The 16,132-nt window shown below is 41.9% G+C and carries 15 protein-coding genes; 7 read left to right on the forward strand and 8 right to left on the reverse strand.

The window, feature by feature from the left end; all coding sequences use genetic code 11:
• Nucleotides 1–219: 219 nt before the first annotated feature.
• The 3 genes from OKW21_RS10075 to OKW21_RS10085 all read right to left on the reverse strand — a co-directional run bounded on the left by OKW21_RS10075 (nucleotide 220) and on the right by OKW21_RS10085 (nucleotide 2,970).
• Entirely contained in the window at nucleotides 220–1,167 is a 948-nt protein-coding gene (locus tag OKW21_RS10075) for an outer membrane beta-barrel protein (RefSeq protein ID WP_277479293.1), read from the reverse strand.
• A gap of 413 nt (nucleotides 1,168–1,580) precedes the next feature.
• Nucleotides 1,581–2,144, reverse strand: coding sequence for a sugar O-acetyltransferase (locus tag OKW21_RS10080; protein WP_277479294.1), 564 nt, complete (start codon nucleotides 2,142–2,144; stop codon nucleotides 1,581–1,583).
• A gap of 58 nt (nucleotides 2,145–2,202) precedes the next feature.
• Nucleotides 2,203–2,970 (reverse strand): hypothetical protein, encoded by a 768-nt coding sequence (locus OKW21_RS10085; protein WP_277479295.1) that lies wholly within the window; start codon nucleotides 2,968–2,970, stop codon nucleotides 2,203–2,205.
• Nucleotides 2,971–3,629: 659 nt separating this feature from the next.
• On the opposite strand from OKW21_RS10085, the gene OKW21_RS10090 reads away from it, so the two are divergent.
• Both OKW21_RS10090 and OKW21_RS10095 read left to right on the forward strand, forming a co-directional pair.
• On the forward strand, nucleotides 3,630–6,629 hold the full coding sequence (locus OKW21_RS10090; protein ID WP_277479296.1) for a S8 family peptidase: 3,000 nt from the start codon (nucleotides 3,630–3,632) through the stop codon (nucleotides 6,627–6,629).
• Nucleotides 6,630–6,861: 232 nt separating this feature from the next.
• Nucleotides 6,862–8,211: an IS4 family transposase gene (locus tag OKW21_RS10095; RefSeq protein WP_277478160.1), complete on the forward strand. Its 1,350-nt coding sequence runs from the start codon at nucleotides 6,862–6,864 to the stop codon at nucleotides 8,209–8,211.
• Nucleotides 8,212–8,474: 263 nt separating this feature from the next.
• Here the strand turns inward: OKW21_RS10095 and OKW21_RS10100 are convergent, their stop codons facing one another.
• Nucleotides 8,475–8,801, reverse strand: a complete 327-nt coding sequence (locus tag OKW21_RS10100; RefSeq protein ID WP_277479297.1) for a hypothetical protein — start codon at nucleotides 8,799–8,801, stop codon at nucleotides 8,475–8,477.
• Nucleotides 8,802–9,593: 792 nt separating this feature from the next.
• On the opposite strand from OKW21_RS10100, the gene OKW21_RS10105 reads away from it, so the two are divergent.
• Nucleotides 9,594–10,235 (forward strand): PQLLE family protein, encoded by a 642-nt coding sequence (locus OKW21_RS10105; RefSeq protein ID WP_277479298.1) that lies wholly within the window; start codon nucleotides 9,594–9,596, stop codon nucleotides 10,233–10,235.
• A 164-nt stretch (nucleotides 10,236–10,399) separates the two neighbouring features.
• Here OKW21_RS10105 and OKW21_RS10110 read toward each other — a convergent pair whose 3' ends face one another.
• The 4 genes from OKW21_RS10110 to OKW21_RS10125 form a co-directional block, all read right to left on the reverse strand.
• The gene (locus tag OKW21_RS10110; protein WP_277479299.1) at nucleotides 10,400–10,780 is read right to left on the reverse strand and encodes a hypothetical protein; all 381 of its coding nucleotides are present in this window, start codon (nucleotides 10,778–10,780) and stop codon (nucleotides 10,400–10,402) included.
• Between the two features lie 144 nt (nucleotides 10,781–10,924).
• Nucleotides 10,925–11,200, reverse strand: coding sequence for a bacteriorhodopsin (locus tag OKW21_RS10115; protein ID WP_277479300.1), 276 nt, complete (start codon nucleotides 11,198–11,200; stop codon nucleotides 10,925–10,927).
• Nucleotides 11,179–11,484, reverse strand: coding sequence for a bacteriorhodopsin (locus OKW21_RS10120; RefSeq protein ID WP_277487651.1), 306 nt, complete (start codon nucleotides 11,482–11,484; stop codon nucleotides 11,179–11,181). Before OKW21_RS10120 ends, OKW21_RS10115 begins: the two co-directional genes overlap by 22 nt.
• Nucleotides 11,485–11,498: 14 nt before the next feature.
• On the reverse strand, nucleotides 11,499–11,786 hold the full coding sequence (locus tag OKW21_RS10125; RefSeq protein WP_277479301.1) for a bacteriorhodopsin: 288 nt from the start codon (nucleotides 11,784–11,786) through the stop codon (nucleotides 11,499–11,501).
• A 292-nt stretch (nucleotides 11,787–12,078) separates the two neighbouring features.
• Here OKW21_RS10125 and OKW21_RS10130 point away from each other — a divergent pair, with 292 nt between their 5' ends.
• From OKW21_RS10130 to OKW21_RS10145, 4 genes are all read left to right on the forward strand, one after another.
• Nucleotides 12,079–12,996: a hypothetical protein gene (locus tag OKW21_RS10130; protein WP_277479302.1), complete on the forward strand. Its 918-nt coding sequence runs from the start codon at nucleotides 12,079–12,081 to the stop codon at nucleotides 12,994–12,996.
• Nucleotides 12,997–13,102: 106 nt separating this feature from the next.
• Nucleotides 13,103–13,759, forward strand: coding sequence for a hypothetical protein (locus OKW21_RS10135; protein WP_277479303.1), 657 nt, complete (start codon nucleotides 13,103–13,105; stop codon nucleotides 13,757–13,759).
• 105 nt (nucleotides 13,760–13,864) lie between these two features.
• Complete coding sequence (locus OKW21_RS10140) at nucleotides 13,865–14,989, forward strand: App1 family protein (protein WP_277479304.1); 1,125 nt, start codon at nucleotides 13,865–13,867, stop codon at nucleotides 14,987–14,989.
• 2 nt (nucleotides 14,990–14,991) lie between these two features.
• Nucleotides 14,992–16,125, forward strand: coding sequence for an App1 family protein (locus tag OKW21_RS10145; RefSeq protein ID WP_277479305.1), 1,134 nt, complete (start codon nucleotides 14,992–14,994; stop codon nucleotides 16,123–16,125).
• The last annotated feature ends 7 nt before the right edge of the window (nucleotides 16,126–16,132 follow it).

A 16,132-nucleotide genomic window follows, 5' to 3' on the forward strand; every position in this document is an offset into this window, starting at 1 on the left:
CGCACTGACTAAACTTGGTAAAAGGTAAAACAGGTTTCCTTCTGAATGAAATACAAACACTTCATTAACTTCATTTGTCATTCAGGAGGAATCTTTTTTACTTTAACTACACAGACAGCTTGTATATATGCTTTACTAATATCCGGGCAGCCACCATAATTTTCCTGCGCAATGCGTATGTCTTACAATGCATTGCATTAAACGCGCGCCAGTTAAGTTTTAGTAAAATGTAAAGCCACCCAAAATTCCAAAGGAGTTGGATATAGAGTCAAAGGAATCTTGAATGGGTACATATCCTACTCCTGCTACAAACCTTCTTGAAGAAGTAAGGTGATTTCCATTATACATTCCATACCTGAGTTCAAGAAAAAGACCATAATTATCATTGATACTTTTGCTAACTCCTGCTACCGCTTCCAACCCATATTGTATACTACCTGATTGTAACCACTTAAGATCAAGCTCATCATATATACTCTGGTCTTTTAAAGAAAGTAGAAAGTTAAAAGCAGGTCCCAGGCTAATATAAGGTTTAAATTTACCATTAGGTAAAATCAGATATTTGTAGGCTGGAGTAACTCTTAGTATATTGGTACTTAAACTTAAAGTAGGGTTTGAGTAAAAAGCACTTTGATACTGGAATGCTATTTTGTAAGCCGAATGTCTGGATTCAACGGGTTGAGCCTCAGTAAAAAAACCAAAACTAAAGTTACTACTATTACTGAATGTAGGCGAGAGATAACTTTCTAATTCTTCTGTCCCAGTGAATTTTATTGAAGAGTACTGCAAACCAGCTATTATACCCCATGCTAAAGCAACATCTCTCCTTTTTGTGAAATTAACTTTAAGGGGTTGATTAGTAAGCTCATGGTATTTTTGAAATAAATTGATGAGTGCTATATCCGAATACTTAAGTTTATCAATCTCGTTAAACAAATCAGGCTGATCCCTGAATACATTTTTTAAGATACCCTTATAAGTGTTGGTATAACGAATATATTTTTTCCCATCTCTTTTTGATTCTAGTTTCACATTTGAAAGGGCATAAACGTTGCCATCTTTATCTTCAACCCAGTAGGCATATTCTTTATTATTGGGTAGTCTGAAAAGGCTAGTATTTCCCTCAACCAATTGCTGCAAAAATTTCAATTGCTTTTCATCATTCAAATCAATCTCTTTTGATTTAATTATTTCGTTTTGATTGATAATTATGGTTTTGATACGGGCAGGAGAAAGAACATTCCCCTTCTGATCAATTTTTTGGGTAAACACATACTCGTCTTCGCGTGAAATGTGTACATAACCTTCTAAAGTATCAGCACTTTGGGTTATAATTTGGGCTTCGGAATTTTCAGTTTGGGTATATGCTTTGGTGTTAGTAAGTAGGACTAAGACAAATAAGGTTGCAGTAAGCAGGTTCTTCATTATTCGTGACTAAGATTAATGGGGTTAATGATCATAGTGTTAGCGCATTGCCAATCATAATTGGTACTTCTTCCTAACAGAAGCTATGAAAGACTCACGGCAAAAATAAAGAAACTAATAAAAATTACAGCTAAAAGATTATTTTACCTGAAGTGTCATTTATGATTAAGCTCCCTGATCACCTTACAGGGATTGCCGGCGGCAAATACATCGGAAGGAATATCTTTAGTCACCACGCTGCCCGCCCCTATAATGGTGCGATCTCCTATGCTTACTCCCGGACAAATGATCGCGCTGCCACCCACCCATACATCTTCTCCTATGCTGATGGGCTTGGCAAACTCTACGCCTGAGCTTCTTTCCTTGTAATTGGTAGGGTGGGTAGCCGTATATACCTGTGCGTTGGGACCAAAAAGTGTTCGGCTGCCAATCTTCACTTCCATCACATCCAGCACAATGCAGTTGAAGTTAAAAAATACCCTTTCCCCCACAATCATGTTGCTGCCATAATCACAGTAAAAGGGAGGCTGAAGCCATAAACCTTCGCCAGCATGAGGGATGAGCTCTTTGAGTATACGATTGCGGGCATCCACCTCATCTTCCCGGCTGTCATTGAGCTCTTTGATGAGTAAGCGGGTCCGCATTCTTTCTTCCACCAACTGAGGGTCTAGGGGATCATACAGTTCACCGGCAAGCATCTTTTCCTTTTCGGTTTTCATGCTATAATATTTAGAATTTGATTGAGCTTAAATATACTTAATATCGCATTACAAATACTTACTCAAACTCATACTGCACACTGTCAGGTAGGGGAGTGACATTGAGTTGCATCCATTCTCCGTCAATTTTGATGACGACCATGTGCCGGTCCTTATCGTAAAAGATCGTGCCATCATCACTTTGCTGGAGGGCTTTGTAGTTAACATACTTAGCGCTTTCTTCATAGTTTCGCTCATCATCTCCTTCTGGCTGTACTTTTTGTAGATTATCCTTTCCTATGCTGCCCAGTGTAAGAGCATTGCTCAGTTTTAACGATCCGTAAAAGATGGCTTCGTCCCGGCTAAACATAAAGGAATGCTGGCGAACGTCAGAGCCTATACGAAACCAGTTGTAGGCTGGTGCCGAATGATTGTATACCGTGCCGTAGTAATACATTTCGGCTACGGGCTTGTCCTCCTCCACATGCTTGTTGACCAGCATGGTAATGCGGGATTTGTCATCTGTGGCGTAACCCTCAAAAACATGATAGCCCCAGCGTTTCTTATTCTTCTCATCTTCATTGCCCCGCACCTGTATCATAAAGGGCGTGCTCAGTATTCCATTGACGTTGGTGTACATGGGGGTGAGACTGGTATTAAAACCAAAGCTATACCCTCTGTTATCCCACTTGCTCCAGGTTGAGTCTGTATCTGAATACAGTTCTACCCGCTTCTGCTGCGAGTTTTCCGAACCATCAAGCAGACGGTAATATTGATCTGTTATGGTTTGGGCATGTACAGTTTGTAGTACCGTTAAAAAAAAGCAAAGGAGCAGCAGGTTCTTCATGGGAATTTGTTTGGTTTTTGATGTAAGAGTTATAATAATTATTTTCTTTATTACATACTAATCATCCACTTTTTATCTCATAGCATTGGAAATATCAATAAGAGTAAGCTGCAAAAATGATAAAATAATATATACCTATTATTGGGTATTGTACAGCTATCTATTCTTGCGTAAATTGATTTAAGAATAGTATTTTATAGAAAAACAGTCTAACACTACTGTTTAAAGATTGAAACAAGACTGTTTATATTATTTTTTGCTATACGTATTTGAGGGGGCAAGCCAATTTTATTCTAGTTAATTTGAGAACAGCTGCAAGTAAATTACAGATTGCTAATGAGCTCTAAAGCGCTTGCAGGTTTTTATTAATACTCAGTACTGGCGCATTGAACATTCAGCAAATTCATTCATAAGGTAATTTTTTAATACCCTTTTGACTAAGAATATAGGGTAGCAAAATCAAGCCCCTATCTAATTTCTTCTCCGGGATATGTACCAATATATCTGCTGACAGCAATACATCATTTTCTATAAAAAAGTAATTGCTGATAAGTAAAAACAGCAGGTTCAATACTCTTACCCAAGGCTTGCGCTATCGTGTTACAGCTAAGCTTTGATGCAATAAAAATATTATCCTTTACCCTTTAACCTGAAATTATATGAGGTCCCTTAGACACTATCTGAGTTTTGGAGTGATGTTAATTCTTTTCTCATCAGGAATCAAAGCACAAATTCCCTCAAAAATTGAAAATCATTTGCCTCAGCCATTGCCTTCTAAGTTACAAAAACAAACTATGGGACCTGCTGCCAGAACTTCCAGCTTAACCCCTAAAGATACGAAAGTATCTCAGGTATTATGGGGCTTGCATCAGGCACATCAGCAAGTTTCCCGGGGAGGTTCCTGGAAAGAGTATTGCGAACAACAGGGCTTTAACCAAACGCTGATTCTGGTAGAAGAAAAGGTGGTAATTGAAGCTACTGCGGAACAAGATGGAGAACTTTTGAAATCCACATTAGAAAAGTTGGGGCTGGAACAGGCATCTGCTTTTGGCCGAATGGTATCCGGACTGTTCCCTATTTCCAGAATAGATCAGCTGGAAGAGGTTAGTGGACTTCGGTTTGTTCGTACAAGTTATCGCCCACAAAAGAGAATAGGTTCTGTTACATCTCAAGGAGATGTGGCACAAACTTCTGTCCTGGCAAAGAATGCCTGCGGTATCAACGGGGAGGGTACAATCGTAGGAATATTATCTGATAGTTATAATGCTTTAGGAGGCGAAGCCGAGGGTATTGGCACTGGCGATTTGCCTGGTCCTGGAAACCCGAATGGACATACCACCCCTGTAAATAATCTTCTGGATCTTGCTCCGGGTCAGGGCATAGATGAAGGCCGTGCTATGGCTGAGATAATACATGATGTAGCTCCTGCTGCAGGATTAGCTTTTCATACCGCATGGCTGGGGCAGCCCAGCTTTGCCAATGGAATTCTGAGCCTCGCTGATGATGCCGGAGCCAATGTCATTGTGGATGATATTGGTTACTTAGACGATCCCTTTTTTCAGGATGGGATCATCGCCCAGGCAGTGGACATGGTAGAAGAAAAAGGAGTTACCTATTTTTCTTCAGCGGGGAATAGTGCGCGACAGTCTTATGAGAGTGAATTTCGTCCGGCGCCTGAAGTTCATACACTGACCGAAGGTGATGGATTTCCTATAGGAGACTATGTATTGCATGACTTTAATCCTGGTCCTGATATAGATGTGTTTCAACGGGTAATCATACCGTATGATGCTACTATCACTTTCCAGTGGTCGCAGCCTTATGCCTCTATTTGTCCTACAAGTACGGGGGCGATGAGCGATATGGATATCTTTATTTTTACCGAGGCGGGAGATTTCAGTAGCGCTCTTTTTGGAAGCATTGATGGTAATATTGGTAATGATCCCTTTGAATTTCTCAGTGTGGGAACGGATTTTTATGTGGAGGCCTATATTGTAATCGGCAAATGGGTAGGGACTCCTGAGTTTGATGTAGAACCTGAAGGTCCTAACCCTAATCCTGAGCGGATAAAATACATGTATTTCGGAGGTGAACTACAGGAGGAATATGCGACTTACAGCAGTACAATATTTGGGCACCCCAATGCTTCCGGGGCTATAGCAGTAGGTGCGGTACCCTATTATTACACTCCCCCCTTCGGATCACCGGAACCATTTCCAGAGTTCTTTTCTTCAGTAGGCGGAACGCCCATCTTACTTAGCCCCTGTGGAGATCCTCTTGCGCCTGAAGTACGTGAAAAGCCTGAAGTTTGTGGACCTGACGGTGCCAATACCAGCTTTTTCTATCCCGGAAGTGATGATGAAGGTGATGGCTTTCCGAATTTCTATGGCACATCCGCTTCTGCGCCTCATGTAGCCGGGATCGCAGCTCTGATGAAACAAGCCTCGGCAGCCCTTTCTCCTTCAGAAATTGAGGAAATTCTACAAAAGACTGCGATAGATATGGATGATCCCTTCACCCCCCTGCAAGATACAGGTTTTGACTTTGGTACCGGCTATGGATTTGTTCAGGCTTTTACAGCCTTGTCAACGCTGACTACTTGTACAGGCATTGCAAGTCTGGAGTTATACAATGCAGAATATGACTACCCGATCAAGACATTAAGCGATGGCGCGGTTATTTCTTATTATGAGACTCAGACCAGAAAGCTGGCGATCAGGGCAGTCACCGTGCCCGACAAAGTGGGAAGCGTCGTGATAATGATTAGCGGAGGCTTAAGTTCGCAAGTGATAGAAAATAGTGAACCTTATGCATCTTTTGGAAATCAGGGCTACAACTTTCACGGACGTAAATTTAACTTTGGCGTTTTTGAGGGAGAGGAGTATACTGTAGAAGCCACCGCTTACTCTCTACCCAATGCACAGGGAGAAGTATTAAATACGCTAGCTCTCTCGTTTTTTCTACTGGACGATCCACTACAATCATTTAGCCTGATTAATGCCACCACTGATGAAGAGATCACCACGCTATTTGATTTTGAAATTATTGACATGAGTTTTACTGGCCCTAATCTGAATATACGTGCCAATGCCAGTGATGAAAAGGCAGTTGGAAGTGTGGAGTTTAGCCTGGTAGAAACTGATATCAATATTATTCCTACAGAATTGGTACTAGAAACCGTTGAAAACACACCTCCCTTTGCTCTTTTCGGCAATGTGAATAATGATTATCGAGATGGGTCATTTGAGGAAGGCTTTTATTTCTTGACGGCTACGCCCTACAGTGAAAAAAATCTACAGGGAATGGTGGGTAGATCATTATCACTGATCTTTGCTGTGAGTGAGGATGGCATGCTACCTGAAGAGGTGTCTTCCACTCAGCAGCTTAGCTCCTGGATGGTGTTTCCTAACTCATTAGAGGATCGCGATGTGGGACTTCAGGTTAAGGCAAAAGAAGTTGGAGTTAATGATGGAAAGGTTACTTTTAAGCTGCTCAATCAATTTGGTGATCAGGTATACCATGAACAAACCCAATACTCCAGCACCCAAGGTTACCATCAGATCAATACGCAAAGCCTGAATTTGTCACCTGGCTTATACTATCTGCGTGTAGAAATTCCGGATAAGTCACCGGAGGTCTTTCGGATATTAAAAAATTGACGATACGATTATAATATCATTATTAAGTGCAAAGTAAGTAATACTTAAGTCTAACTGTAAGGCAAAAGCAATTCGTAGTAAAGATGTAGGTTTTGACTATGATGGAGTATTTCAGGCAGAAACGGAAGAAGAAGTCTTTTAGATGGCTGCCGAACATGCGCAGCAAGTGTATGGCCTATTCATGTCTTATAAAAGTTGTAAATTAGGTTGAAAAAAAAAGGGAGGTAAACAGATGGAAGAGAGTTGGGGCATGCAAGAGTTTATGGGAAGTGCAGTAGAAGATAAACGCGAGGCAAAGAGTTTGTCACTGATGGCTGATCGTCTTTTAGCTAACCCTGAGCTTTCCTTTAGTAGTGCAGTAGGAGAGAATTTCCGTAAATCAGCCTGGCGGATATTTTCCAAACAGGAAGTAGACGTCAGCTACGGCCACTATAGGCAAACGAGCAAGCGCTGTGCCGACCAGGATGTGGTTTTGGTGAGTCAGGATACAACAGACTTGAATTATGCCAGTCATGTCGCTACTGAAGGTCTGGGCGACTTAGGCGGCAGTCATGTAAATCCAGGGCTTTGCCTGCATACGGCCATGGCTCTGAGTGAGCAGGGAACGGCTTTGGGCCTGGTAGGACAAAAGCTGTGGCCTCCCCAATCCACAGGACGTACAAAGCAGGTGCAGTTTTATCCTTTAGAAGAAAAAGAGAGTTATCGGTGGGTAGAAGCCCTACAGTGGGTGGATCAGCATTTAGCTAAAGCCAAGAAGGTGATCGTAATCTCCGACAGAGAATCTGATTTTTATGAGTACATGACTGCTCGCCGCTCCAAACATGTAGAATTACTCTTCAGGGCACATCATCTCAACCGAAAGGTGCATTATGAGCAAGAAAAGATGCTTCTTAAAGAAGTGGTTTTTCCCAATACTACTAAAGTAGAAGTTTACCTGCCCAGGACCAGCAAGAGAAAAGAGCGTAATGCTAAGCTGCAGGTAAGCTGGGGTAAGATCACATGCCCTGTCCCTACTTATAAAAAAGGAGAAGATATTGACTTATGGGTGGTAGTAGCTCAAGAAACACATACTCCGGCAGGAGAAGAACCGCGCAGCGAACCGCCTCTGCTATGGTATTTACTCACTACCATCAATATAGAAGATCAAGCTGCTGCTTTGCTGATGATAGATTATTACCGGAAACGATGGGTGATTGAACGCTGGCATATGGTGCTGAAGAGTGGTATGCAGATAGAAAAGCTACAGTTTGATACTTTCACACGACTATCTCATGCCATTGCTATGCTCTGTATTGTAGCCTGGCAATTGATCTGGCTTAAGCATCTGGCAGCAGAAAGTGCCCAATTAGCTGCAGAGAAAATATTTGAACCGCTACAAATAGAAGTCTTAGAAAAGCATAGTGGCAGAAAAGAACTCAGTGTACAGCAGGCATTGATCATCATCGCTGCCCTGGCCGGGTTTACGCCTACTAAAAAGCAGCCCTTCCCTGGAGAAAAAACCATGTGGAGAGGGTGGGCCATCTTCTCTCAACTCTGCCATGGATACCTTCTCGCTTCGCAGATAAATTATGAGACAGGATAAGGTGTATGGCTTGCAGGAGATTTCTCCCGAAGTAGTAAGCCAAAGTAAAGTCCGTGATGCGGGATGAGCCATTAGAAGAGGCTTGAATTTAGTGTGCTTATTTATGCATTGGGCAGAGTAGTTATCATCTGAACGGATTGGCTACGCAAAAATCTGCTCAGAGAGCAAACCAATTGTCTATAGCTTTTGGTTTGCTTCTTTTCTAGTTCGCAGCGTTATACCGGATTAGCTTTGCCGTGACGGTTAAACGGTCTCCATTCTGATCATTCTCCCGCGTGGTCACCAAAATCTGAAAACACAATAGCGTCTGCTCCCCTCATTTTAGCGGCTTTAATCATCTCCTGCTTGATCACTTCCACCGAATAATCCAGAAATTTATCATGGGTCATCTTACCTATGGTGACATACGCTCTGCCAACGTCCTTTTCGTCATAAAATATCTCTAAGTCAGTAGTAGGAGGGTAAGTGTCTCCCAGATAATATATGGAGGGGGCACAGGCTGTCATGAACATGAATATCAAAATGGCAGTGATATGGCTTATGTGTGAGCTTGTGTTTTTTGCATTATTAGTAGTATGAGAATATAGCATTGTCTTTTTAGCTAACAGATTAAAACATTTACAATAATTCACACCCAGAATTAATACGATAACATTTCTTCAGGTGTTGCTCGTTATACACTGAAATGCTTTTTATAAAGCCTGAATACCCCATGACTTATGGTCACCATCATATAGTGAGTACCTATGAATTTGGGGAGTGGGCAGCCAGGGGGTGAAAGATGGAAGTTACAGTCGTCCTGCCTAAACACCCTGAATGTCAAAATAACTTTCCTCTGCTGTCATACCGGAAGCCAGCCGCGCTAGAATATCCAGCAGTGCAATAGTAGCCCCGCTAATTAGGCTACTCAAAGTGGTAATCAGGGCGGGTGGGTTTGCAAAACCTTAACACATTATATGGTGCATGCCTTGATAGTCCTTTTAAAGTATTTACCTATCACCTTCCTTCTTAGGGAAATAGAGAAAACTGATGCATTTCATCACTTTCTCCGCCGGGGAAGATGAAATATCGCGCCGATGGTTCGCTTTCCCTACAGGGGAATGCGATGATTCATGTACAAAGTATGACTTTCCCCTGCGGGGAATGTAATAATTCAGACCAATCTATGATCTGCCCCATAGGGGAAGGTAAGGTATAAGGCCAAAACTTCATATTCCCTTTACACCCCCCTCATAGTCAAGTCCTTAACTGAAGCATTTAAGCCCATTCTCAAAGCTTATTGCTTATTTTATACAACTGCTTACATCGGTGCTTTTGCGATCTGCAAACCGTGGTTTGCTGGCTTTCGGCTCACCTATCTTTGTATAAAAAGCGTATTGCTTATGAGACAGACCATTGTACAGAAGATGAGTCGGATGAGTACTGCTATTGACAATAGCATGAAGTATCCTGAGATTTTAGCGGCACTCAAAAAGGTGGGCTATAACCAGCAAATGATACTGGCAGGTAAGGCAAGCCTTGAAGAGTTTCGCATGTTGCATGAGAGTCAGAGCCAGAAATACGGAGATCAGTTTGAAGTTGGCAAGGCATTCAAGGAAGACATAAAGCAGGCCAAGCAGATACATGCAACCCATCGCAAACTTGCCAAGATTGCCTATGCGTCTGACATATCCATGTATACCCGGCTAGGACTGGGGAAATTTGAAACCGCAGTAGATAGCTGGCTTAATTACGCTGAGAATTTTTATAATGTATTGATCAAAGATAGCAGCACACTACAGGAGTATGGCGTGAGTGAAGAAGAAGTGGCCCAGACCCTGGCTTCCATACAGGCACTGTTTGATGCACGTCATAAACACTTTGCCTGCAAAGGTGAGGCACAGCATGCTACGCATAAGCGCAATGAGGCCATGCGTAAAATGGACGCCTGGATGAGTGATTTTAAGAAGGCCGCACGCTTCGCACTGAGAGATGAACCTGAGTTGCTGGAAGTGTTAGGAATATTTGTGCGTACACACGTTTAATGTAGAAGGTCAAAGATCTGCTGCTGTGGCTTTGGCAGGCCTTTGACCTGTTTTGTATGTAGAAAATAAAATGATGAGCAACAGAAATGACCGAAAAAGTAATAACATCTTTGTGTATGAATCCCCCATTCAGAGCACATGACTAAGGGAGGTAAGCATTAAAATCAATCCCTGAGCCGCAGATTATCTACACTGCTAGTCCACATCACGATCAGGCTAAGTAGGATCAGCGCTAATAAAGTGATTTCGTTGCCGGCAAGGGTGAACGTAAAATGGCTGAAGTCAAGACCGGAGCTTATTTGTAAGAAGCCAATGACAAGCAATAGGGTGAGCAGAAGTCGCATATTTTTGACAACTCTCCTGTCTTTTAACCTCTCAGCAGTACGTTTACTCCAAAGGGTATAAGCCGCCAGCAGTAGCGCGGCGCTTTTTGTCATGCTGAAAGCAGCACGCTGAAATGTAAAATTGCTAAGATCTATCTGGCTAAGTGCTGAAATTAACAATAGCACGATGCCCAGACTCATTACATACCTCAGGTTGTTCATAATATATGGTTTGGATACCGCCTAATATAAAAGGTGTATACACTAAAAGCAAGCTAAGTGTATACACCTTATGGAGGGGTTCTGCTGATGCAGAAAATAAAGGTGAGCTGTTTACAAAAATTTGAACTCGTTTTTCATAAAACCTTAGTTGAGCACCTTATCCTTGCTGGCCATTTTCTCATAATTATAACCTTCCGCCTTACTTAAATGCTGAGCAACTACGGTCAGTAATACACCATAGACCACTTTTGAAGATACATCAGCAAGCGTATAGATAATCTCACGGGCTACTACTCCGGTTTCATTAAAGAGCGCGCCATTGATTCCGGCCAGATGTGGCATCAGGTAGGCACCGGGATAAAGCATCCAGGAGACTACAAACAGCCACCAGATGGCATTTAATGTTTTTTGGGCAGGCAAAGGGATCCCTTCTTTCCCTCGTTAATTACTTTGCGCATCAGCCAGAGGATATGCACGAAGAAAACCGTAGATACCGCACCCCAGATGGCAAATCTTGGGAGGTTAGTTACCTCATAAAATTGTCCGATGTATCCGGTAATGATCATGAATCCTCCTGAAATCCAGAACTGGTTACGTACGCTGGAGAACTTGCTTTTAGTAAGAGAGACTACAAATAAGACCTGAAACAGGAGCATAGGTACATCTATCAACCAATTGAGATAGCGATAGCCGTTATTGAACAGATCCGCACCCGGAGCTAAAAGTACTTTCCCCTTTCCATGTCAAAAACAAAAGCCGTAGTCCAGTTCTGTGCCTGAACGTACAGCAATAGCGAAGCTGAAACCATCACTACTACAGAAAGGATGGAGGAGGTTCTGTAGCGGGGCGCTACCTGTTTGATGGTAAGTACAAAGTACAAGAGACCCGCAAACATCACGGCATAACCTAATGTGAGTACGTGTGATACCATTTGGTAAGCCATCTCTGAATATCCCTGCTCCAGTCCTACATAATTTTCAAAAGTCGCATTACCTAATTGTTCCATATTTGTGTAGATTATAGTGGTATTAGTGAATCATATCAATAACATACAATGGTATTTTGCTTATTTTGTTTAATTAAAATAATTAAAAATGAAACAAAATAAGCATGATTATTCTCAGCGATTAGCTGATATTGAACTTCTTGCGAACTATACATACTAACAAATTGGTGGCTAAGCGCTCGTTATTCACCATAAAAGGCTGCCCTGACATAGTACTGCTTTGGAGAATACTTAGTATCTTCATCAAGCAATGCAATTACCATTATGAATGAGTAAAAACTAACCAGCGCCCATGTTCGGATTAGAAGTACTGGAAGTAGTTATCGGATTAATCTTTGTCTACCTGCTGCTAAGTCTCCTGGCCACCACCCTCAATGAGATGGTGATGAAGTGGCTCTATTCCCGAGGCACTAACCTGAAGATTGCTTTGCAGACGATGCTCAATGATGATGGCAATGAAGATGTACTTTGTCATAAGTTTTTTGAGCATCCACTGATCCAAAAGCTCAGGAGGAAAGAAAAGGGAAGCTTTCCTTCTTACATCAGTAACCAATATTTTTCAAAAGTAATACTGGAGTTACTCTACGCCGAAGAGGGAGGAACTCTGGATAAGGTCAAAGAAGGTATTGGTCGTCTTCCTGAGGGAAAGACCAAAGAAGTATTACACTCATTTCTGTCAGAGGCAGAAGGAAATCTGGAGCAATTCAAGAAAAATCTGGAAGCATGGTATGAGGAAATGATGATGCAGGCTACCTCCTGGTACAAGGCAAGAGTACAGGTCATACTTTTTTTCCTGGGGCTGGTCATCAGTATAGTACTCAACGCTGATACTTTTAAGGTAGCCAAGAAGCTGTCGGTTGATCCTGAAGCCAGAACCGCTATCATCACGCAGGCAGAAGCATTTATGGAAAGTCAGGAGGGGCGACGAGTAGCTGCAACTGAGATGAACATGGATAGCTTACACAGACAAATCTATTATCTTATTGAAGAAGAAATCAGTATGAGTTCGTCGGCACTAGGTATGGGCTGGAATAAAGCGAATTATCCACCCATTATGTTAGGTGAACTAGCGCTTTGGGGATGGTTACGTGCGATTCCTGGCTGGATCGTAACTGCCCTTGCCATTACTTTAGGCGCTCCCTTCTGGTTTGACTTACTCAAACGGCTGATGACAGTACGTGCGGATGGGAAAGCTCCTAAAGAAGAGTAATGTAATGATGTTAAGACCCTGCTTTTATAGGCCTCATCTTGTACGTGCCAGTAGTTTAATGCCGTGAAAACACCACACCAGAATCAAATAACCCAAATACCAAACTATGATATTTCAAATCAAGCTTAAAAGTATTACCATTATTGAAAATGGGAAAGTGAGTGAGGGTGAAGGAAATAACCTGCTTTCTATGTCACTCATTTATCCAAATCCACAAATGCAGGCACCTACCACTGTTATGGAAGTGCAATTACAAGACAATAAAACATTAGATCTGGCAGGCATACCTCTGAAAGATCAGGTCATTTTTAAGGGGCCTATCGTTGGAGAGTCAGGGATAGATGTGGAGATCAGTGCTATTGAAAAGCAGGATAAAATCGCAGCATTGCTACACAGGGTTTTTGGCCAGGCAGTAAATGGTGCCCTAAACCTCATTCCCGGAGGAGGGGTTGTTTCATTAATTACCTCTGCTGCGCGGAATACACTGGCATCGGTTTTTGATCAGACAGCTCCCAAAGAAAGGCTTCATAAGATTGGAAAAGGGTATATGTCTCTTCATAAAAATACCCCTGAAGGGGATTTTGTAGTACAACTTAGTGTACCGGAAGAAGTGAAGCTCATTCAATCATTCATTAATGAACAGGGGCAGCGGGCAACTAAAACCATCACCTTACCTAAAGGCTTTGCTAATGCAATGGTGGTTTTTGATATCAAAAAATTTCCTCTGAGTCAAGGCAGTGGTTCTGAAGGAATGATCGCATAAGTGTGCTGGGCTTAAAATAAGTATGTAAAAGCTAATCTTGTTTTTTTTACTCTTTGAAGAAAACAAATGCTCAAGCTGAGGACTTGTATTAACAAATATTTTTTTATGACAACACTATCCAATTTTTTGTTAAAGTCTTTAAGTGCGGTAGAAACCGTATATGACCAGTCTTCATTTTACGTCAAGAAGAAACTGAGCTTACTAGATCCGCTCATCATTCAAGCATATTTTGGTTTTGGCAATACTGAAAAAGTACTCATTACCGGCCGTGTGCTGGAGGCGGAAGGACAAAAACCACCGCAGGAAGGCGCTAGCCTATGGGAAAATATTCAGACCATGTATCGCCGCTATGAAAGTGATGAGATTCCCCATGTACGCGTGAAAATCTTCTTTCAAGGGCTTGAACAGGTTGTAAAGACTGATAGTGAGGGCTATTTTCATGTGATGCTGGAAGGTTTTGAATTAGAAGATAGCCCGGAGGAGTGGTACGATATATACTTTGAATTACTGGATGAGGTGTATCCGGAACAGGGTGAAGTAAAAGGGCAGGGCAAGGTGCTGATTCCCAATAAGAGTGAATACGGTGTCATATCAGATGTAGATGACACTATTCTGGTTTCCCGCTCATCTGATTTAATCAAAAAAGCCCAGCTTACCTTTTTCAATAATGCACGCACGAGGACACCCTTCAAAGGAGTCTCAGCCTTTTATCAGTCATTGTATGCAGGAAGTGACGGAAAACAGCATAATCCAATCTTTTATGTATCCAGTAGCCCCTGGAACCTGTATGAGCTTCTGGAGTATTTTTGTGAAGTTCATGAGATCCCTAAAGGGCCGTTCTTGTTAAGAGGAATTGGTATAGACAAGGATACTTTCATCAAAAGCGGACATGGAAAGCATAAGATCATCCAGATTACCACACTTTTCCTGCTTTATCCTGACATGCAATTCATACTGATAGGTGATAGTGGGCAAAAAGACCCTGAGATCTACGAATTTTTGAGTAGAAAGTATCCTTCTCACATCAAAGCCATATATATTCGTGATGTTACCCATGACAAAAGGGATAAAGAGGTGCGCGAAATTGCAAAGCAGGTAAAATCCAGAGGCATTGATATGGTGCTGGCCGAAGATACCAGCGTGCCGGCAATCCACGCTTTAGAGCAGGGGTTAGTTACTCAGGAGAGTGTAGAGCATTTGATGGATGCTATCAAACAGGAAGATAAATAAGTGTGAATCCAAAAAATATTTTTCTAAAACTACTTAATCAGTCGGAATCACATTTTGACAGTTGGAGACTGAACCGAAGAATTCGTAAAGGGAAGCTGGGGGAGGTAGTCATTTTCCCGTATTGCGGTTATGGTAATGAAAATAAGATTACCATCAGGGGTAGAGTGATGGAACACAATGGTTTGGCAAAACCTGATTTTAACGATAGTACCTGGACCAACATCAAAGCGATGGTCCGTCGCTATATGAGTCGTGAAATTCCTTTTGTCAGTATCAAAGCTCATTTCCAGGGCTCTCAAGAAATCATCAGAGCAGATGATGAAGGATATTTTCATCTGGAGACCAGCTTTCATGCACCTATAGATGATAATCGGCTCTGGCATACAGTCAACTTCAAGTTATTAGACGAACTTTATCCCGAAACCCGAGAGATCACTGGTGTAGGCGAAGTGATGATCCCTGATAAAAAGTCTCATTTCGGAGTAATATCAGATATAGACGATACCATTCTGATTTCTAAAACTACGCATAGAATTGAGATCATACGCATGGCGATGACAAATAATGCTAAAACAAGAATGCCATTTAAAGGTGTTTCCGCATTCTACAATGCATTACAAAAGGGTAAAGATGGTAAGCAACATAATCCCATTTTTTATGTGTCTAGCAGCCCCTGGAATATGTACGACATGCTAGCTGACTTTTTTGCCCATAACAATATACCCAAGGGGCCGATTCTTCTCAGGGATATTGGAATTAGTGAAACTAAGTTCATCAAAGAAAGACATGCAAGCCATAAACTGGAAAAAATCAGGAGGATACTTTCATTCTATCCCAGACTGAAATTCTTGTTGATTGGTGATAGCGGGCAGCATGATCCTGAAATTTACCAGCAAGTAGTAGAAGAATATCCTAACAGGGTATTGGCTATCTACATTCGTGATGTGAGTACTGCCAGGCGCAATGAAGAAGTGAAACTAATTTCTTCACAGCTCGCTAAGAAAGGGGTAGATCTTATCATGAAGCAGGATACCAGCCAGGCTGCTACCCATGCAGAGCATAATGGCTATATACAGACAGGAAGTAGTAAAATCATCAGGAGAGAACTTGCTAAGGACTTAACCGGTCTATCGTGAGATTACA

This window comes from Catalinimonas alkaloidigena, assembly GCF_029504655.1.
Classification (GTDB): domain Bacteria; phylum Bacteroidota; class Bacteroidia; order Cytophagales; family Cyclobacteriaceae; genus Catalinimonas; species Catalinimonas alkaloidigena.